17 protein-coding genes and 1 tRNA gene are annotated in these 19,111 nt (G+C 65.6%); 2 read left to right on the top strand and 16 right to left on the bottom strand.

All coding sequences use genetic code 11. The features are described 5' to 3' along the window. Positions 1 to 433: 433 nt before the first annotated feature. The 12 genes from CXZ10_RS09815 to CXZ10_RS09765 all read right to left on the bottom strand — a co-directional run bounded on the left by CXZ10_RS09815 (position 434) and on the right by CXZ10_RS09765 (position 12,444). Positions 434 to 523 (bottom strand) — tRNA-Ser (locus tag CXZ10_RS09815). Positions 524 to 744: 221 nt separating this feature from the next. Further along, on the bottom strand, positions 745 to 1,266 hold the full coding sequence (locus tag CXZ10_RS09810; protein WP_180335932.1) for an arsenate reductase/protein-tyrosine-phosphatase family protein: 522 nt from the start codon (positions 1,264 to 1,266) through the stop codon (positions 745 to 747). Positions 1,267 to 1,662: 396 nt separating this feature from the next. After that, complete coding sequence (locus tag CXZ10_RS21530; protein ID WP_180335931.1) at positions 1,663 to 1,815, bottom strand: hypothetical protein; 153 nt, start codon at positions 1,813 to 1,815, stop codon at positions 1,663 to 1,665. Between the two features lie 183 nt (positions 1,816 to 1,998). Continuing rightward, positions 1,999 to 2,778, bottom strand: coding sequence for a succinate dehydrogenase iron-sulfur subunit (locus tag CXZ10_RS09805; protein WP_101288953.1), 780 nt, complete (start codon positions 2,776 to 2,778; stop codon positions 1,999 to 2,001). Between the two features lie 27 nt (positions 2,779 to 2,805). Beyond that, a complete protein-coding gene (locus CXZ10_RS09800) occupies positions 2,806 to 3,231 on the bottom strand; it encodes a DUF3052 family protein (protein ID WP_101288952.1) in 426 nt (141 codons plus the stop codon). A gap of 16 nt (positions 3,232 to 3,247) precedes the next feature. After that, positions 3,248 to 5,089 carry a succinate dehydrogenase flavoprotein subunit gene (gene sdhA / locus CXZ10_RS09795; RefSeq protein WP_101288951.1) on the bottom strand — a complete coding sequence of 614 codons (1,842 nt, stop codon included), beginning with the start codon at positions 5,087 to 5,089 and terminating at the stop codon, positions 3,248 to 3,250. Positions 5,090 to 5,091: 2 nt separating this feature from the next. Beyond that, positions 5,092 to 5,484: a succinate dehydrogenase, hydrophobic membrane anchor protein gene (sdhD, locus tag CXZ10_RS09790; protein WP_101288950.1), complete on the bottom strand. Its 393-nt coding sequence runs from the start codon at positions 5,482 to 5,484 to the stop codon at positions 5,092 to 5,094. 8 nt (positions 5,485 to 5,492) lie between these two features. Continuing rightward, positions 5,493 to 5,891, bottom strand: a complete 399-nt coding sequence (gene sdhC, locus CXZ10_RS09785) for a succinate dehydrogenase, cytochrome b556 subunit (RefSeq protein ID WP_101288949.1) — start codon at positions 5,889 to 5,891, stop codon at positions 5,493 to 5,495. Between the two features lie 245 nt (positions 5,892 to 6,136). Beyond that, the gene (locus CXZ10_RS09780; RefSeq protein ID WP_101288948.1) at positions 6,137 to 6,916 is read right to left on the bottom strand and encodes an alpha/beta hydrolase; all 780 of its coding nucleotides are present in this window, start codon (positions 6,914 to 6,916) and stop codon (positions 6,137 to 6,139) included. Continuing rightward, positions 6,913 to 8,181, bottom strand: coding sequence for a glucoamylase family protein (locus CXZ10_RS09775; RefSeq protein WP_101288947.1), 1,269 nt, complete (start codon positions 8,179 to 8,181; stop codon positions 6,913 to 6,915). Before CXZ10_RS09775 ends, CXZ10_RS09780 begins: the two co-directional genes overlap by 4 nt. Further along, positions 8,178 to 10,463 (bottom strand): beta-glucosidase BglX, encoded by a 2,286-nt coding sequence (gene bglX, locus CXZ10_RS09770; RefSeq protein ID WP_101288946.1) that lies wholly within the window; start codon positions 10,461 to 10,463, stop codon positions 8,178 to 8,180. The genes CXZ10_RS09775 and bglX overlap by 4 nt, the downstream gene beginning before the upstream one ends. A 34-nt stretch (positions 10,464 to 10,497) precedes the next feature. After that, positions 10,498 to 12,444, bottom strand: a complete 1,947-nt coding sequence (locus CXZ10_RS09765; protein ID WP_244617258.1) for an ABC transporter ATP-binding protein/permease — start codon at positions 12,442 to 12,444, stop codon at positions 10,498 to 10,500. A gap of 161 nt (positions 12,445 to 12,605) precedes the next feature. Between CXZ10_RS09765 and CXZ10_RS09760 the strand changes: the two genes are divergently transcribed. Both CXZ10_RS09760 and CXZ10_RS09755 read left to right on the top strand, forming a co-directional pair. Then, positions 12,606 to 12,812, top strand: a complete 207-nt coding sequence (locus CXZ10_RS09760; RefSeq protein WP_101288944.1) for a DUF1737 domain-containing protein — start codon at positions 12,606 to 12,608, stop codon at positions 12,810 to 12,812. 6 nt (positions 12,813 to 12,818) lie between these two features. Beyond that, on the top strand, positions 12,819 to 13,277 hold the full coding sequence (locus tag CXZ10_RS09755) for a YbaK/EbsC family protein (protein WP_101288943.1): 459 nt from the start codon (positions 12,819 to 12,821) through the stop codon (positions 13,275 to 13,277). Positions 13,278 to 13,312: 35 nt separating this feature from the next. On the opposite strand, the gene fhuB is transcribed toward CXZ10_RS09755, so the two are convergent. From fhuB to CXZ10_RS09735, 4 genes are all read right to left on the bottom strand, one after another. After that, positions 13,313 to 15,262: a Fe(3+)-hydroxamate ABC transporter permease FhuB gene (fhuB, locus tag CXZ10_RS09750; protein WP_101288942.1), complete on the bottom strand. Its 1,950-nt coding sequence runs from the start codon at positions 15,260 to 15,262 to the stop codon at positions 13,313 to 13,315. Further along, on the bottom strand, positions 15,259 to 16,107 hold the full coding sequence (locus CXZ10_RS09745; RefSeq protein WP_244617259.1) for an ABC transporter substrate-binding protein: 849 nt from the start codon (positions 16,105 to 16,107) through the stop codon (positions 15,259 to 15,261). Before CXZ10_RS09745 ends, fhuB begins: the two co-directional genes overlap by 4 nt. Before the next feature lie 8 nt (positions 16,108 to 16,115). Continuing rightward, positions 16,116 to 16,901 carry an ABC transporter ATP-binding protein gene (locus CXZ10_RS09740; RefSeq protein WP_101288940.1) on the bottom strand — a complete coding sequence of 262 codons (786 nt, stop codon included), beginning with the start codon at positions 16,899 to 16,901 and terminating at the stop codon, positions 16,116 to 16,118. Between the two features lie 76 nt (positions 16,902 to 16,977). Further along, positions 16,978 to 19,086: a TonB-dependent siderophore receptor gene (locus tag CXZ10_RS09735; protein ID WP_101288939.1), complete on the bottom strand. Its 2,109-nt coding sequence runs from the start codon at positions 19,084 to 19,086 to the stop codon at positions 16,978 to 16,980. Between the last annotated feature and the right edge of the window lie 25 nt (positions 19,087 to 19,111).

The raw sequence follows: 19,111 nt of genomic DNA, 5'->3' as shown, positions 1-19,111 counted from the left end.
CAGGCAGCGCGACCAGCGTCGCCGAACGTCCTTTATGGCAAGTAGTCAGGCTGAACTATAATCCCTGTCGTTTAGTTAAACGGACTCCATTGCCCTTGCTGTTTTTGCGGTTTCGTTTGGTACAATTCCACCGGCAGCAGTTCTTGGGCGATTACCGCGGCGTAACACTCCAACTGTTCAAATACTCGGGATGAAAGCAGCTCATCACCAGTCAGTGCTTCGTCTCCGGGCACTCCTCTCAACACCACTTTCGTCAAAGTAGGGAAGGGCTGGACTTGGTGGTTCAGGCAGTTCGTAAGCACCGCGACCGAGCGCCTGAACCGAACCGGGGGTTCGACCTGCCATCAGAGCATGCGCGCGCCGCCGTTGGATGGAGCAATACGCATCCGCCCGGTCGAACGACTACTGATATTGATGTATTGAGCTGCGGAACTGGCGGAGAAGGAGGGATTCGAACCCTCGATAGGGTTGCCCCTATACACGCGTTCCAGGCGTGCGCCTTAAACCACTCGGCCACCTCTCCACACGGCCGGCGCCCCGGCTCGTGGCCGCGCACTATAGCGATGTTCGTTCGGAGCGCAAGAGGGGAACCAACTCAAAGAAAAAGTCTGTCGGCTGAATGCCGGATTCTGCGCCAACCCGTTGTTTTCATGTGGCCACTTGCCGGAAGAGACGGCGCAAAGGCATCGCTGTGAACGCTCTCGCGCAATCCGGTCGGGCCCGAAAGCGCTCGAGACGGAGTGCTCACGCCCAGAGCTTGGAGGCCGGCGGCTGCTCGCTGTCGATCGCCTGCCGCACGCTGTCGATACGCCGCATCAACTCGCCCGAGATGCGGGTCTGCAGGGCGTTGAGCACGGTCTCGGTGACGACGCGACGATCTGCTTTGCGCTCGATCAATGCCGGATCACGCAAGGGCCAGCGGAGTGTGGCGTACTCGGCGAGACGGGCGCAGTCGGGCTCGGTCCAGGTAACGGTGGCGAGATCGACGACGATATGCGGGCGGAGGCCGCCGGGGAGGGCGAATATGGTCCACGACTTCGGCTCGAGGCCGTCGGTGGGGATTGCACGCTGCTCAAGCGCCTGCGCGGCTTCCGGCAGCATGGCAGCAGCCGGTCGGCTGCCGGCGCTGAAGGCGCGAATGCGCGTGTCGCCACGCTGATTGAGCAGCGCTTCGGCCATCAGACTGGTCGCACTGTTGGTTTCGCACAGAAACAGCACATCGACGGTCTGCATCCTGAACAGGTCCCTGACGCTCGGAGGTGTCATCAACGCCATCGTTCCGTCTCTCACCATGTTTCGGAAACGCCGCGCCTATCAGGCACGATAATTCCGATACTCCTCTGCGCCGCGCCGATGGATTCTCCATGACGTTTGCGAGACAGGCCGATGACGCGCCTCTCGCAAAACTCAAATGCATAAAGCGCGCCATCGTCTCGCATCTTCTGGACAAATGACGTAGACAAAAGTCCAAGTCCTTCATCTTCAAAGCGGAATCGATATGCCGCCGGTCGGTCGATGGCGAGGTATAGTCTCAGGGGCGTGTCTTCAACCCCGCCGAAGGGCGTAGAAGGTCGATCGCTCCACAGGACTTGGCGTCGTTGTTCGCGCCCCGTCGCTGCTACCTTTGATGGTTTTCTGGGCAGCGGACCGCCAAAAATGCGATCAGGAGGCCGGCGGTTCCGAAGCGGCGGCCACATCCACCACCGTGGCCGTCGCGGCGGCGTTTTGCACAACGGCGTGCTCGGCAAGGGCAGCGAGCGCCTGGGCGAAGACGGCGGCGAAGGCGAGGCTGACGGCGAGTTTGCGGACGAACATAACTTAAGCTTCCATGGCGCCGGACAACCCAGCGATGGTGGCATTTAAAGCACCGGAAACCGCCGGCATTGGGGAGGAAAGGGGACGGAAGCGGGTCACCTATAAGGTTCTATCGTGGCAGAAGCACAAAAGGCGGCGCCGGTTTGAGCCGCGCCGCCTTCCAGGCCAGAAGCATGATTTGGGTCAGATCTGCCGTTCGACCAGCATCTTCTTGATCTCGGCGATGGCCTTCGCCGGGTTGAGCCCCTTGGGACAGGTCTGGGCACAGTTCATGATGGTGTGGCAGCGATAGAGGCGGAACGGATCCTCGAGATTGTCGAGGCGTTCGCCCGTCGCCTCGTCGCGACTGTCGATCAGCCAGCGATAGGCCTGCAGCAGGATAGCCGGTCCGAGGTAGCGGTCGCCATTCCACCAATAGCTCGGGCATGAGGTGGAGCAGCAGGCGCAGAGGATGCACTCATAGAGGCCATCGAGCTTCTCCCGGTCTTCATGGCTCTGCAGCCACTCCGTTTCCGGCGTCGGCGAGACGGTGTGCAGCCAGGGCTCGATCGATTTGTGCTGCGCGAAGAAATGGGTGAGGTCGGGCACCAGATCCTTGAGCACCTGCATATGCGGCAGCGGATAGATCTTGATCGGGCCGTCGATCTCGTCCATGCCCTTGGTGCAGGCAAGCGTGTTCATGCCGTCGATGTTCATGGCGCAGGAACCGCAGATGCCCTCGCGGCAGGAGCGGCGCAGAGCCAGCGTCGGGTCGACCTTATTCTTGATCCACAGCAGCGCGTCGAGCACCATCGGCCCGCAATCGTCGAGATCGACGAAGAAGGTATCGAGCCGCGGATTGCGCCCGTCCTCCGGATCCCAGCGATAGATGCGGAACTCGCGAACGCGCGTCGCACCCTCCGGCTTCGGCCAGACCTTGCCGGCCGTGATCTTCGAATTCTTCGGCAGCGTGAGCTGAACCATGTCGCCTCTTCCTTCGCCGCAGTCGTTTCAGCGCAGCTCGCGCCGAACCATCAGTTTCAATCCCGACCAGACTTCGTCGATCGCGCAGACCTTGACGTCGACGAGGCCGATCGGCAGCGCCAGTTCACGCACGACGTCTTCGGTCACGTCGGTTGCTACTTTCGATGCCCTCTTCGGCCATGACACCCAGATCATGCCGTCGGGCGTGATCGAGTTCATGAGGCCCTGTAACCCGTCCTCAAGCAGCCGTCGCCGCGTCGTGAACAAGTGGATCACGTCCAGCGGGCGCATCGGTCCGAAACCGTCGATGCCCGGCTCCACCGCCACCTCGGAAAACGCCGCCGCCGATGCCAGCCACGCGAGCTCCGGAGGCAATCCGATGAAGGCGACGCGCTGTCCGTCCTTAAGCCCCAGTTTCCGCGGCAATGGCGTTCCGGAATAACCTGCCGCCATTGCCGCCTCCCTGTTCTCAATACACGCGCGCTTTCGGCTTGATGTAGTCGATCTCCGACGTCATCGTGTAGGTGTGCACCGGCCGGTAGTCGATGCCGACGGTGCGGGCGTCGGCATTGATCGAGGCCAACGTGTGCTTCATCCACTCGTTGTCGTCGCGGCTCGGATAGTCCTCGCGGGCGTGGGCGCCGCGGCTTTCCTTGCGGTTGGCGGCGCCTTCCATGGTGACCACGGCCTGAATGATCAGATTCTCGTATTCGAGCGCCTCGGTCAGGTCGGTGTTCCAGATCAGAGAGCGATCGGTGGTCTTGAGGTCGTCGCCGGCCGCCCAGCAATCGTGGATCAGCTTGACGCCTTCCTCCAGTACCTCGCCGGTACGGAACACGGCACAGTTGGACTGCATGGTCTTCTGCATCGACAGCCTGAGGTCGGCCGTCGGCGTCGAGCCGGAGGCGTGGCGCACGCGGTCGAGCCGCTCCAGCGAATAGAGACCCGCATCCTTCGGCAGCTCGGCGATGCGGCCGCCCTTCTCGATGGTCTCGGCACAACGATGGCCGACGGCGCGGCCGAACACCACCAAGTCGATCAGCGAGTTGGAGCCGAGGCGGTTGGCGCCATGCACCGACACGCAGGCCGCCTCGCCGACGGCCATCAGGCCCGGCACGATCCGGTCGGGATCGCCGTCGATCTTGGCCAGCACCTCGCCATGATAATTGGTGGGGATGCCGCCCATGTTGTAATGGACGGTCGGCAACACCGGGATCGGCTCGCGCGTCACGTCGACGCCGGCGAAGATCTTGGCGCTTTCCGAAATGCCCGGCAGACGCTCGGCGAGGATCGCCGGGTCGAGATGGTCGAGGTGCAGGTAGATGTGATCCTTGGCCTTGCCGACGCCGCGCCCCTCGCGGATCTCCATGGTCATCGAGCGGGAGACGACGTCGCGGCTGGCAAGATCCTTGGCCGACGGCGCGTAGCGCTCCATGAAGCGCTCGCCTTCGGAGTTGGTGAGATAGCCGCCTTCGCCGCGGGCGCCCTCGGTGATCAGGCAGCCGGCGCCGTAGATGCCGGTCGGGTGGAACTGCACGAATTCCATGTCCTGCAAGGCGAGGCCGGCGCGCAGCACCATGGCGTTGCCGTCGCCGGTGCAGGTATGGGCCGAGGTGCAGGAGAAATAGGCGCGGCCATAGCCGCCGGTCGCCAGCACCGTCTTGTGGGCGCGGAAGCGGTGGATCGCGCCGGTTTCCATTTCGAGCGCCACCACGCCGCGGCAGGTGCCGTTCTCCATGATCAGGTCGATGGCGAAGAACTCGACGAAGAATTCCGCCGAATGCCGGAGCGCTTGGCCATACATGGTGTGCAGCATGGCATGACCGGTACGGTCGGCAGCGGCGCAGGTGCGCTGGGCGATGCCCTCGCCGAAATTGGTGGTCATGCCACCGAACGGCCGCTGGTAGATCTTGCCCTGCTCGGTGCGGGAGAAGGGCACCCCCCAGTGCTCGAGCTCGTAGACGGCGGCCGGTGCGTTGCGCACCAGATACTCGATGGCATCCTGATCGCCCAGCCAGTCGGAGCCCTTGACGGTGTCGTACATGTGCCAGCGCCAGTCGTCCGGCCCCATGTTGCCGAGCGACGCCGCGACGCCGCCCTGGGCGGCTACGGTGTGCGAGCGGGTGGGGAATACCTTGGTGATGCAGGCGGTGGAAAGGCCGGCTTCCGAAGCGCCGACCACGGCCCGGAGGCCGGCGCCGCCGGCACCCACCACCACCACGTCGAAGGTATGGTCGATGAACTGATAGGCGCGGCCGCCGACGTTGAAGGCGGTCTGCTTGCCGCCGATGGATTCCGAGGCAACGGCCATGATCAGGCTCCGAAGGTGATCTTGATGAGCGCCACGGCCGAGGCGATGCCGACCAGCGCCGAGAAGAAGGAGTTGGCCATCAGAGCCAGGACGCGCAGCAGCGGCTGGTTGACATAGTCCTCGATGATCACCTGCATGCCGATTTTCATGTGCCAGACGCTGACGCCCAGAAAGGCCAACATCAGCACGGCGACGAAGGGGTTGCCGAGCGTGGCGATCACGGTGGGATAGTCGTCGCCCTGCAGCTTGACGAGCAGGACGACGTAGATGAGCGACAGCAAGAGCGCGGCGACGCCGGTTACCCGCTGCTGCCAGAAATGCGTGGTGCCGGATTTGCCCGAGCCGAAGCCACGGGCGTGCTTCAGCGACGTCTGAAAGCGGAAGGACTTGTCCATGGCAGACCTCAGGCGAAGACGAAGGCGGCGACGGCAACCACGATCGTCAGCACGATGCCGGCTACGAGGTTGATGAGGGCGAGGAGATCGGCCGTCTTGGGCGCGAAGCCGTAGCCGAGATCCCAGGCGAAGTGGCGGATACCGCCGATGGCGTGATGGATCAGCGACCAGACAAGGCCCAGCAGGATCAGCCGGCCGATCCAGCTCTGATAGAGGCCGTCGACGCGGGCGAACCATTCGGGTCCGCTCGCCGCCGCCACCAGCCAGATCGCGACGAACACCGTGCCGACGTAGAGGAAACCACCGGTGATGCGGTGGACGATCGACATCGCCATGGTCAGGATGAAGCGGAAGACCTGGAGATGCGGCGAAAGCGGGCGGGAAGCCGCGAGGCGGGCGTCGGCCATCGAATGATGTTCCCTCATGAGGCGGGAGACAGACGCTCCCTTGGCGCGGCTCTTGACGCTAACGTCAACGTCAGGATGCGGAAAAGCCTGAGTCGTAAGTACCTTCTCGGACGTGGGCCGTCAAAGACAAAACGCTCCGCAGGCGATGCGAAACGATAAAGTGTATGGGAAAATACGACTATTGGACTAATTGTCGAGGGCGTTCGATCTGGGACTTCGCCAACCCGGAGAAGGCGTTAGACCGGTCAGACGCTGGCTCTGGGGATCCCGTCGAGCCGGTCAATTGCGGTCAGGAGCTCAACCCGATAGTCGCCGCCTTCCAGGCAGTGCGAAGCCTCCAAGAGCATCCGGTAAATCGGCTTTGATGGCAACCGCTCGACGAGCTCCGTGACGTTCTCGGGCGGTGCCACGATGTCCTTGGCGCCGGCGAAGACGGCCACCGGCAGCGTCAGCCGGTCGATGATCGGGAAGATATCGTGGCGCGGCCACTCGTCGAGGGCGCGCGGCACGTCGCGCCGGAGATTGGCGATGCCATCGGGATGATACTTCTCTCGCGCCTCAATCTGGCGGACACCGGACGTAAACGGCGAGACCAGCAGCAGGTGCCCGACCCGGCCGGCATAATCCGTCGCGGCAAGGCGCGCTACGGCGTAGGCGCCCATGGAGTGGCCGCACAGGGCGAGATGGGCGCCGGTCCAGCCCAGGGCGGCCGCATTGGCGATTGCCCAGTCGATCGTGCGCCGCACGTCGCGCAGGTGATTTTCCAAGAGGAAATCGGCCTCACTGCCGGCGCTGTCGTTCCAGGCCGAGGCGCAGCAATCGGGTGAGACGACGACATAGTTCCGGGCGCGATAGGCGTCGATCAGCTTCTGCATGTGCGGCGCCCGGGCCGCGCCGTTGCGGCCATGGGCCGTGACGGCGAGGCGGGGAGAAGGCGCCTCGGTCCGCCATACCTCGATGGCCATGCGGGCATCGGCGGCATCGGGGTTCTCCGATGCGCCGAGTGCGACGATATCGGGCGTCATGCGACGGCGACCCTGTCGATGTGCGGGCTGGAGAAGCCAAGGCGCGTGAGGCCGGCCAGGACTTCCGGCGCCGACATGAACAATCTCCACAGAAGCGCCGAGCGGTGGTTCTCGATCATCACCACGATCGGTCCCTGGTCGATGGCGAGGTGGCTGGATGCGACCCACGCCCGCGCCGGCGAGAAGGCGTCGGCAAAGCCCCGCTGCCCGAACAGCCGCCCGTCCATCGCGGTCAGGAAGCCGCGCAGTGCCTCCATTGCCTCCTTGGGTACGTAAGGGAACGAGGCGAGCGCCGCCGTCGGCGTGATCACGCCGGTGTCGTTGGTCGGCGAATGAGCGTTGTAGCCGTCGAACGTGTCCGAGGCCGTCAGCCCCCAGCAGTCCGGACCATAACCCTGGAAGCCGCCGGGGTTGGTAAGGCAATGGGCGCGGTTGATGAGGGCATGGGCGGTATTCTGGACGAAGTAATCGGCATAGGCGTCGCAAAGACCGCGGGGGTCGAGGCCCATGAACGAATAGTGGGAGAAGAACAGGGGCCCACCGTAGTCGGGGCCCAGAGGCAGCGTCACGCCGCCATAGTCATGGCCGTTGAGGAAGTCACGCCCCTTGGCCCATGACTGGTGGTAGGTCGAGGCCGGCACGCGATGGGTCGGCGAGGCGGCGGCCAGCACATGGGTGATCAGGCACTCGTTCCAGCCGGTGATGGCGTGGTTCATGGCAAAGCCATGGGTGGGGCTCCAGTGCCAGAGCAGGGCGCCGTCGGCTCTCAGATGATGGCTCCATTCCACCTCGCGCCACAGGCGGTCGATGCGGGCGGCCACGTCCGGACGGGCCGGGATCAGCCATTGCCTCGCCGTCAGCAGGCCGGCCATCAGGAAGGACGTTTCAACAAGATCACCGCCATCGTCCTTTTCGCCGAAGGGGATGACCTTTCCGGTGTCTCCGTTCATGAAATGGGGGAAGACGCCGTGAAAGCGATCGGCCGTCTCAAGGAAGCCGACGATCTTTGCAACTCGCTCGATGACTTCGTTCCGGTCGAGGAAGCCGCGCTCGGCGCCGGCGATCAACGCCATGACGCCGAAGCCGGTGCCGCCGGTGGTGACCGTGTTGTCCGGCGAATAGCCGAAGGCGTCATTGTCGCGTTCGCGCGCCATGCCGCTCAGCGGATGGCCATAATCCCAGAAGTAGCTCAGCGTTGCCTGCTGCACGAGATCGAGAAGTGCGTCGTCGCTCATTGCTGCGATGGTGGCCGGCGAATGAGTCATGACCGTCTTGCCTCGATCTGCGGTTCGTCCCAGACGACGCGCACCGCCTGGGTATCGCGAGAGTTGGGGCCGATGTGAATGTCGAAAGCGCCACTCTCCGATCGCCGGCGCGTGTCGGTCACCGTCTCGGCCACGGAGAAATCGAGATCGGCGGCGGTGACCACGAACGTGATCTGTTCCACGGCGTGGGCGGCGAGAGCCACCTTGCGGAAGGCCTTGAGTTCCTTGACCGGCCGGCTGACGCTGGCCACGGGATCGCCGACGTAAAGCTGCACCGTTTCGAGCGTCGGCCTGTCGCCGAGATTGGTGACGGTGACCGCAACCTCAAGCCGGTCGTCGCCGACAAGGCTTGTCCGGTCGGCGCGCGGCGGCCCGTAGGCCACCTTGCCATAGCCGAGGCCGAAGCCGAACGGGTAGAGGCCATCGTTTTGCGGCACGTTGTCCGGCAGATCGACATAGCCGGAGGTGAACTTCTGGAAGCGGCCGGGCGTCGGCCGGCCAGTTGGCCGGTGGGCATAGGTGATCGGCACCTGGCCGAGACAATAGGGGAACGTCGCCGGTAGCCGGCCGGAGGGCTCGGTCTTGCCGAACAGCACGTCGGCGAGACCGTGGCCGATCTCCGTTCCGCCGAACCAGGCCACGAGAAGCGCATCGGCGAGCAGAGCTTCCTCGGCAAGCACCAGCGGGCGGCCGGTCATGACGACGACGACCAACGGCTTGCCGGTCGCCTTCAGCGCCCGCAGCAGCTTCTTCTGCGGCTCGGGAATGGAAAGATCGGTGCGCGACGAGGATTCGCCGGAGTATTCCCGCGCTTCGCCCACCACGACCACCGCGACGTCGGCGGCCGAGACGGTGGCGACCGCCTCGGCGATCATCGCCTCGGGCGATCGCACGTCGATGACGACCGACAGTTCCTTCCAGTCGTGAACGTTGAGGCGGGTGGCGAGCCAGGGCTCGTCGACGATGTTGGCACCCTTGGCGGTCAGCACGCTCGCCGCGTTGCCGACCGCCTCGCGCAGCCCGTCGGCGATGGGGACGACGGTGGACGGCAGCGCGGCCACGGCCCAGGTGCCGTTCATGTTGATGCGGTCCTCGACGAAGGGACCGATCAGGGCGATGGTGCCGATCTTGCCGCTCTCCGGTGCCGGCAGCGGCAGAAGATCGCCGTCGTTCTTGAGAACCACCGTGGCGGCGGCCACTGCTTCGCGGGCGAGCTGCCGGTTGGCGGCGGTGAGGATGGGTTGCGCGGCACGGCCCCAGTCGAGCCGATGGTAGGGGTCGTCGAACAGGCCGAGCTTCAGCTTGGCTTCCAGCACGCGTCGGCAAGCGGCCGTGATCTCGGTTTCCTTGAGGAGACCAGCCCTGACGCTGTCCTCGATCGTTTCGAGATAGGTTTCCGACACCATGTCCATGTCGACGCCGGCGGTGAGGCCGAGGCGGGCGGCATCGGCACGGTCGGAGGCGATGCCATGGGCGATCAGTTCGAGAATGCCGGTGTAGTCGGCGACGACGAGCCCGCCGTAGCCGAGCTTCTCGCGGAACAGCTCGGTGATCACGGCGCGGTTGGCGTGCATCGGCACGCCGTTCAGCGTGTTAAAGGACGCCATGACCGAACCGGCGCCGGCCCGCATGCCGGCGATGAAGGGCGGCAGGACCACATCGTGCAGCGTGACGGGAGAGATATCGACCGCGTCATAGTCGCGGCCACCCATGCCGCCGCCATAGCCGCAGAAATGCTTGAGGCAGGCCATCACCGCGTCGGAGCGCGAGAGATCGCTGCCCTGGTAGCCCTCGACCATAGCCTCGGCAAAGCGGCTGGCGAGGTAGGGATCCTCACCGGGGCTTTCGGCAATCCGGCCCCAGCGGGGGTCGCGACAGACGTCGATCATCGGCGAGTAGACCTGGTCGATGCCGATCGATGACGCCTCCTGGGCGGCGACGCGAGCGGTGGCGCGTACGAGGTCCATATCCCAACTGGCGGCCAGCGCCAGCGGCAGGGGGAACACGGTCTTTTGGCCGTGGATGACGTCCTCGGCGAACATCAGCGGGATTTTCAGCCGCGTTTCCTGTGCGAGATCCTGAAACACCCGCACCGCCTCCGCCGATTTGATGCCGAAGATGCCACCGATACGGCCGGTTCGGATCTTTTCGGCAACGTCGGTGTTGACGACCGCGCCGGTCAGCGTCTCGCCACCGGGCGTGACGAGATTGAGCTGGCCGATCTTCTCCGAAAGGGTCATCCGGCCGATGAGGTCGTCGATGAAGTCCATGTCCTTTTTCATGTCCGGATGTCCGCGTTTGGTCCCCGCTCTGGGGTCAAGGGAGGTGGCGCATCACCGAGAGCATGGACCGTAGGCCGCCGCGCACGTCGCGAATGGGCGGCGGTGCCGGCATCACCACAGGCTCGAGGCCGGCGCGCCCGTTCTCGATGTTGAGGATGGCATGGTAGAACGGGCGGCCGAGGCTGTCGGTGGGCGGCGTCTGCTCGTGCATGACCGAGAGCACCGTCGCCTTGGGGCAGTATTGCCGGACCAGGCGGTGGAACTCGGTGCGCGCCTCGGGGTCGAGGGCGGCCGTCGCTTCGTCGAGGAACAGCACGTCGGGCGTGTGCAGCAGGATGCGGGCGAGCACCACCTTCTGCTTCTGTCCGCCGGATAGAACGTCGTCCCAGCGCCGGCCGCGATAATAGGGATTGCCCATTGACGGGATGAACTCGCCGAGGCCGACGGCGCTCATGATGGCGGCGACCTCCAGATCCCGATGCTCGTGCTCGTCCTCGGGCATGGCAATCAGCTGCTTCAAGCTGGCCTGCGGCAGGCGAGTGTCCTGGCAGGCATAGAGCGCCTTCATGCCCTCGGGCATGATCACCCGGCCGCGCCCATAGGGCCAGAGACCGTTGAGCGCCTTGATCAGGCAGGATTTCCCAGAACCGGAAGGACCGCGGACGAAGATCCACTGGCCCGGCTTGATCGACAGGCGGGCCAGTCGCAGGAAGGGCTGCGCGTCCTTGCCGGCGAACATCAGTTCGAGACCCTGGACGGCGAGCCCCCGCTCCGGCGCCTGCTGCTCGTAGCGGAACTCCGAGACGCCCGTCTCGCGGTAGAAGGCCTGCGCATCCTGCACGCGCTCGATGGCGTCAGCCAGCTCGACCACGCGGTTGACGTTGGCGCGGAGGTTGGCGATATCCGGCATCACCTGGATCACCCAGGAGCAGTCGCTGATCAGCTCGCTGGCCAGCTCCGATCCGGTGATATAGGTGCGGAAGGAAATGCCGCCCTGCATGTAGGCGGGCAGGTTCGGCAGATAGGCCACGACCCTCTGGGTGATGTAGTTGTAGCTGCCGTTGAAGGCGAGAAAGATGGCCGAGACCTTGTTCTGGAGCCCCCAGGTGCGATCGATCGACTGATACTGCCGGCGGTGGATCGAGGCCTGCACCTTTTCGCCGCGCGCGGCGGCGATCGGCAGGATGCGACGGACCAAGGTCGCCAGTTCAGCGCGGTAGCTGCCTTCGGCCCTGAGCATCGCCATGTTGAGCGCTTCGATGGCGCGTCCGATCCTCAAGGCGATCGCCGTCGACAACGGCACGTAGGTGACGGCAAGTCCGAACACCAACACTGCACTGGCGTAAGGGCCCAGGAAGTCGAGTCCTTCGACGGCGACCGAAGTCGACAGCAGCATCTCACCGACGAAGTAGACCGAGGTCACCACCGAGATGAGCCCCATGGCCATGCCGAGCGCGTTGCCCGTCATTGCCTTGATCGATTCCTGGATGCGCTGGTCGATGTTGTCGGGCACGTTGGCGCCCTCGTCCGAGGCCCCCATGACCAGGAGATGGTAATAGGGACGTCGGTCGGAAAGCAGCGCCGCATTGAACTGGCTGTCGAGCCACTGGCGCCACTTGCGATGCAACGTTGTCGAAAAATAATGGCGGAAGCTGATGAACACCACGAATTTCAGCAAGGCGAGGCCGACCAGCGTGGCCGCCGCCATCAGCACCTCATCGATGGCCGAGACGCCGAGATCGTGAAAGGAGGCGATGGTCGAAATGAAGGAGCCTGATGCCTGCGCCAGCCAGACGCTGCTCTTGCTGGCCGCCGCCGACAGGAGCACGACGGCGCTCGTCAGCGCCCAGGCTTCTCGCCACCTGTCCGAGATCCAGTAGGCCCTGAGCAGCCCCCAGAAGCTGCGCATTGAGGAAACAGGGGTAGCCAGCGCATTCACTCCTACGTCGCCGCCGTGACGGATCGGACCTCCGATGATCAAGCCTGCCTTCCAAACTTTAACGCCTCTTTAAGCCTATCGACCGGCCAAGTGGCAAAAGGGATTAGCGGTGGAAGCCTAGTCGAGGGTCGCTGTCCCAACCTTGACAAGCCTGCGGCGGGCGAAACTATTCGATCGCTCCATCTTTTTTGCGAGATTACGCCATGAAGCTCTACCGTTTTCTGACCGGTCCCGACGACGCGACCTTTTGCCATCGCGTCACCGCTGCGCTCAACAAGGGTTGGCAGCTCGCCGGTTCGCCGGCGCTGACCTTCGACGCCGTGCAGGGGCGCGTCATTTGCGGCCAGCCGGTGGTCAAGGAGGTCGAGGGGGTCGACTACACGCCGGACATCAAGCTCGGCGAGTGGTGAGATAGGATGAGCCTCGACAGCGTCAAGGCCTTCTTTGCGGAGAAGGCGCCCGACATCAAGGTGATCGAGACGGAAGCCTCTTCGGCCACCGTTGCCGAGGCCGCCGCCGCCCATGGTGTCGATCCGGCAGAGATCGCCAAGACCATCTGCCTCAGGGTCGGCGATGAGGCCCTGCTGCTGGTGGCCGGGGGCACCTCCCGGCTCGACAACCGCAAGGCTCGAGAGGCCTTCGGCGGCAAGGCACGCATGCTCGGTCTCGATGAGGTGGTCGAGCTGACCGGTCATCCGATCGGCGGTGTCTGTCCCTTCGGCCTGAAGTCACCGTTGCCGATCTACTGCGATCAGTCGCTCCGCCGCTTTCCCGAGGTGCTGCCGGCTGCCGGCGCCACCAACGCGGCGGTGCGCATCGGCACCGAACGCCTGGCTGAGCTTGTCGGTGCCCGTTGGGTCGACGTCTGTCAGTAAGGCGGCGAGGTCCTTGCTACGGGACAACGGAGCCGTCAAGCGTGCGAGCCGCGGGCAAAGCGGACGGCCAGATAGCCGCCTCCGATCAGTGCCGCGAACAGGCCGAGCGGCAACTGGTAGGGGAAGGCGACCATGCGGGCGAGCCAGTCGGCCCAGATGGTGAGGGCCGCTCCGCTCAGCATCGCGCCGATGAGGTGGGCGGCCGGCCGCCCGAGGCCGAGCGATCGCGCGAGATGCGGCGCGATCAGCCCGATGAACGACATCGGGCCGATGGCGAGCGTCGAAGCGGCGGTGGCGGCGCCGGCGATCAGTACAAGGCTGAACCGGGTTGCCGTCGTGGCGAGGCCGAGCGCGCGTGCCGTCGTCTCCCCGAGTGGTAGGATGGCGAGCGGCCGGGCGTAGACGAGCACCAGTGGCGTCAGACCGGCGAGGATCACCGCCATGCCCATCGCCATGCTGGCGGATGGCTCGATCAACGAGCCACTGATCCAGCCGAGCAGCCGGAAGCCGGCCGGGCTTCCCGTGGTGATCACCGAGGTCAGTATTGAAGATAGCAGGGCGCCAAGGGCGATGCCGGCGATCAGCAGCCGCTCGGCGCCGAAGCCGTGCCGCCGGACGAAGGCGAGAAGGACGGAAAGCGTCGCGACCGAGCCGGCCATCATGCCGGTGGCCTGGGCGGCAAGACCTGCAAAAGGGGCGGTGATCAGCACGACCGACAATCCGGCACCGGCGCCGACACCGACGCCCAGTACCTCGGGGCTGGCCATCGGATTGCCGGTCAAACGCTGCACCACCGTCCCGGCCATGCCGATCAAAGCGCCGGCGGCGCCGAGAAGGCTGACGCGGGCGAGCCGCCAGTCCATGTTGGCTGGATCGAAGTGCCAGCCCCCGGCACCGCGTCCAGCCAACAGCGCCGTTGCAATGGCGCCCATCAGGATAATGGCGAGTGCGGCGAGCACCGGGCCGGCCGACCGGCGCGACAGGATTGTTGGAGTCGGAAGGACGTCCGGGCGCGTCAGGTTGGCGATGCGCGGCACCAGCGCGAGGATCAGCGGCCCGCCGATCAAAGCTGTCGCCGCACCGGTCGGAATCCTGAGGCCGGTGAGGTGGCCGGCGAGCTGCACCGCACCGTCGGCGAGCGACAGGAGCAACGCACCGAAGACCGGCGCCGCCGCCATCCTGGCAGTCGACGACCGGATTCCGGTCAGGCGCGCCATGAGTGGCGCGGCGAGACCGATGAAGCCGACGATGCCGATCTCGGCGGTCGTGGCGGCGGCGAGCCAAACGGCGAGCGCAATGACCACGAGCCGGAGGGAGCCCGTCGCCAGTCCGGCTGCCTTCGCCTCGGCGTCGCCGAGCGCCAGCAGGGCGAGCGGTCGCAACGCCAGGAGCGTGCCGGCGCTGGCCACGGCGAGGATGGCGGCGAGCCGCAGCGTCGGCCCCCATCCATCCTGCGTGAGGTCACCGCCGCCCCAGATGAACAGTCCGGTCATGTAGTCGCCGCTCGCCAGGATGACGGCGGCGGCTCCGGCGGTGGCGGTGAGCGACGCCATCATGCCCGTCAGGATGACCGCCAGCGGCTCGAAACGACGCCGGGCGGTGGCGGCAAGCACCAGCAAGGCCGTGGCGGCGGCGCCAGCAAAGGCAACCGCCACCGGGTAGGCCATGGCGGCCGGCAGCGCGACGGTGGCGATAACCAGGGCAAGCTGGGCGCCGGCCGACAGACCCAGCGTCGCCGGCTCGGCGAGCGGGTTGCGCAGCACGCGCTGCAACAACGCCGAGGAAAGGCCGAGAGCGGCTCCGGCTACCAGTGCCATTGCGAGGCGAGGCAGTTCGGCGCGGGCGACGAAAATCGCGGCGAAGGCTCGGTTGCCGGCCGCCTCGGTCGATACCGCATCTATGAGCATGACGTGATTGGCGGCGGCGAGCGCGACGACGGCTGCAACGGCTGCGACAACGAGCCAGGACGCTGGGAGAGCCTTCATCGGGCGGCCGCTCCTCCGACGACGAGTTTGGCAAACCGTGTGGCTGTCGCCACGCCGCCGAAATGGTCGAGAGCCGGCAGCAGGTGAACCCGACCGGCCGCCACCTGCGGCAACGCCTGCCAAAGGGCGTTGCCGGCCAGAGCGTCACCCCCTCCCGGCGGCAGCGGCCCGATGACGAACAGCTCGGCCTCCGCCTCGCGCGCCAACGCTTCGAGCCCGACCGGCGCCGTCATCGAGTAGCGAGTGTCGGCCACGGCGTTTCGGTAGCCGGCCGCCGACAGCACGCCGCCGAACAGTGTGTCGCCGCCGAACAGGCGGACGTGCCGCCGGTCGCCGAGATTGATCGCCATGGCCGGCCGGCCATCGGGGCGTCGGGCGAGCCGCAGATCCGCTATCGCGGCGTCAAGTGCCGTGACGAGCCTTTCCGCCTGTTCGGGTCGGCCGATGCGTTGGCCGAGTGCCAGCGTCGAATGGCGCAGGATGGGCAGGCACGGCTCCCCGGTGAGATAGACAGGCAGGGACAGAACCTCGGCGATGCGCTCGAAGCTGGCACGGCGGTAGTCGTAGAAGTTGGAGATGACGATCAGATCGGGCGTGAGGTTCGACAGCAGCTCGAGATTGGGGTTGCCGCGCAATCCGAGGTCGATCACGCTCTGGGGCATGATCGGTTCGCTCACGATGCGGGCATATTGCTTGAGTTCCGCCGCTGCCGCCGGGACGACGCCCAGAGCGAGCGTCGTCTCAAGCAGCGCCCAGTCGATCACCGCCAGCCGGCCGGCGGCGCGCGCCGGACGAGCGGCAAGCAGGGCAGCAAGAGCAAGAAACTGGCGGCGGTTCGGCTGCATGGCCATCCTCAACGCATGTAGACGACGGCGGGGCGGCTTCCCTCGGCGGGCAGCACGTCGACATGCGGGCCGAACAGCGGTCTCAGCACCTCCGGTCGCATAACGTCGGCCGGTCCGCCACGGAAAACGAGGTTGCCGCCATCGAGCGCCAGAATGTCGTCGGCGATGCGGGCGGCCATGTTGATATCGTGCAGCACGGCGACCACGCCGACGCCGCGTTCACGCGCCAGAGAGGCGACCAGGTCGAGAATTTCCACCTGATGACCGGCGTCGAGCGCCGAGGTCGGCTCGTCCAGCAGCAACCAGCGGCTTTGCTGGGCCAGCATCATGGCGATCCAGACGCGCTGGCGTTCGCCGCCGGACAGGGCGTCGACCGGCCGGTGGACAAAGGCAGTGAGGTCGCAGCGCTCGATGGCCTCCCTAACAGCCGCCTTGTCGCGCGGCGAGCTGCGTCCCAGCGCGCCATGCCAAGCGAACCGGCCGAGCGACACAAGTTCCTGCACGGTCATCCCGTCGGTGGCCGGAGTGAACTGCGGCATGAAGGCCACCTCGCGGGCGAAGGCGCGTGACCCGAAGCTTGGGAGAAGACGACCGCCCAGCCGGATGGTGCCGGCGTCGGGCGCGATCTGGCGTGCGAGGAGTTTCAGGAACGTGCTCTTGCCGGAGCCGTTGGGGCCGACCAGCGCATGGAGATGGCCGACGGCAAGGCGGAGAGCCAGTGGGGAGAGGATCCTCCTGCCGCCGGCCGAGAAGCCGGCGCCGTCGAGCGCGAAATCCGGTCCATTCTGCTCCACGCTCCGCAGCCTTTCCTTTCGTTGGCGCACCGCAATCCGGGCAGACCGGGATTGCGGGGCGCCGTCATTGGTTCGGTCACCAGCTGAAGTGGCCGGTGAGCTTGATCACCCGTCCCTCGCCATAGCCGCAGGAATAGGCGGTCTGGCAGGAGGCGACGTAATCGGTGTCGAAGATGTTGTTGACGTTGAGGTCGATGCCCCAGTTGTCGCGGCTGTAGCCGATCCTGGCGTCGGCGAGCAGCACGTCGGGTACCTTCAGCGTGTTCTCGTTGTCGGCCCAGGACGAGCCGACGTAACGCAGGCCGCCGCCCACCGTGAAGCCCTCGAAGGCGCCGGTGGAGAAGGTATAGTCGAGCCAGGCCGATGCCATCGTCTCGGGAATGACGTAGGGCGTCTTGCCGATGATGGCGGCGTCGGCGTCCTGGGTGATGTCGACGTCCATGACGGCGGCCGAGGCGGTGAGCTTCCAGTTCTCGGTGAGGTTGACCTTGGCTTCGAGCTCGACGCCCCTGGAGTTGACTTCGCCGATCTGCGTCTGGGCGTTCCAGGGGCCGGTCAGCACGTTCTGCTTGGTCAGGTCGAACACGGAGACGGTGAAGAGGCCGTCGATCCAGTCGGGTCGGTACTTGATGCCGGCCTCATATTGCTGGCCGCTCTCCGGCAGAAACACGCCGCTGCCATTGGCGCCGAGCACCGGTGCGAAGAAGGTCGAAACGCTGGCATAGGGCGTGAGACCATTGTCGAACTCATAGGCGAGGCCGGCGCGGCCGCTCCACTGACCATCGTCGCCGGAATAGGCCGGCGTCCCCACGGCGTCGGTCCAGACATGGTCGTAGCGGCCGTTCAGCGTGGCGAGCCAACCATCACCGAAGGCGATCTGATCCTGCGCGTAGAAACCGAGCTGCTGCTGCCGCAATGTCTGGTCGATGTAGGGAACCGGCGCCGGTTGCGGCGAACCATAGACCGGGTTGGGCGCCGAGATCGGCGTTCCCAGCGAAGATGCTTGCACCTGATCGAGATCATACAGGCGATAATCGAGGCCAAGCAGGAGCTTGTGCTCAAGCGGACCGGTGTCCACCGTACCCTCGATCCGGTTGTCAGTATTGAGCGCGAAGGTCTTGCTGTGGTGGGCAAAGTTGATGCGGGCCAGTTCGGTGGGCGAACTGTAGGCGTAGGCGTACAGCGAGGCTTCCTCGACATCGCTGTAGGCGATCCGTGCCGCCTGCGTCGCCTTCCAGCCGTCGCCGAACTCGTGCTCCAGCTCGTAACCGAGCGATCCCTGCTCGCGGTCATAGTTGTCGATGTCGGGCTCGGTGAAGTTGGCGTCGCGATCGATATAGCCATATGGCGCGGCCACTACGGTGCCGACGTAGGGCAGGAAGGAGCCACCGTTGTGAACGCCGTCGAGGTGGGTGTAGTTGGCGAGCACCGTCAGTTGGGTCGTGTCGCTGAGATCGATGGTCAGCGATGGCGACACGGTGCCGCGGATGTTTTCCTCGAAATCGGTATAGCCGTCACCGCCGGCAAGGCGGCCGCTGATCCGGGCCGCGACGGTGTCGGAGATCCGGTCGCCGATGTCGAAGCCGAGCGAGGCATAGCCTGCATCATTGATGCTGGTCTCGATCTTGCGGATGCGCTCGCCGGTCGGGCGCTTGGAAACCATGTTGATGAGACCGCCGGGGTTGCTGCCGCCGTAAAGCACGGAGGACGCGCCGCGTAGCGTCTCGATGCGCTCAAGGTCATTGCTGTCGATGAGGAATCCGCCGAAGGCGTAGCTGTAGCTCTGCAGGCCGTCGAGGTAGACGCCGCTCTGCGTTGCCTGGAAACCGCGGATGAACAGCCAGTCGGTATCGCCATCCGATCCGAACGGCTGCGTGAAGACGCCCGGCGTATAGCGAAGCGCCTCGTCCACCTTGTCGGCGCCGCGGGCGTCGATCTCCTCACGCCCCATCACCGACACCGACTGCGGAACCTTCTCGATCGGCAGGTCGGTCTTGGCGCCGGCGGTGGTGGCCTTGGCGACATAGCCCTTCACCGGACCGGTGCCGGATCCGCCCTCGCCTTGGACGACGATCTCGTCGAGTTCGACCGGCGCCGTCGATTGGGCGCGGGCGGTGCCTGCGAGCGGCAGGGTGGCGAGCGTCAGCGCCAGGGCGCGAGTGAGTGTGCTGCGGTCGGACGGCATCGGTCGGTTCTCCGGTAACGTCGAC

It is taken from the genome of Pleomorphomonas diazotrophica (assembly GCF_002844595.1).
In the GTDB taxonomy this organism is placed as follows: Bacteria; Pseudomonadota; Alphaproteobacteria; order Rhizobiales; family Pleomorphomonadaceae; genus Pleomorphomonas; species Pleomorphomonas diazotrophica.
Note: the sequence above shows the minus strand (reverse complement) of the source record. Positions and strands in the feature narration are given on the sequence as shown.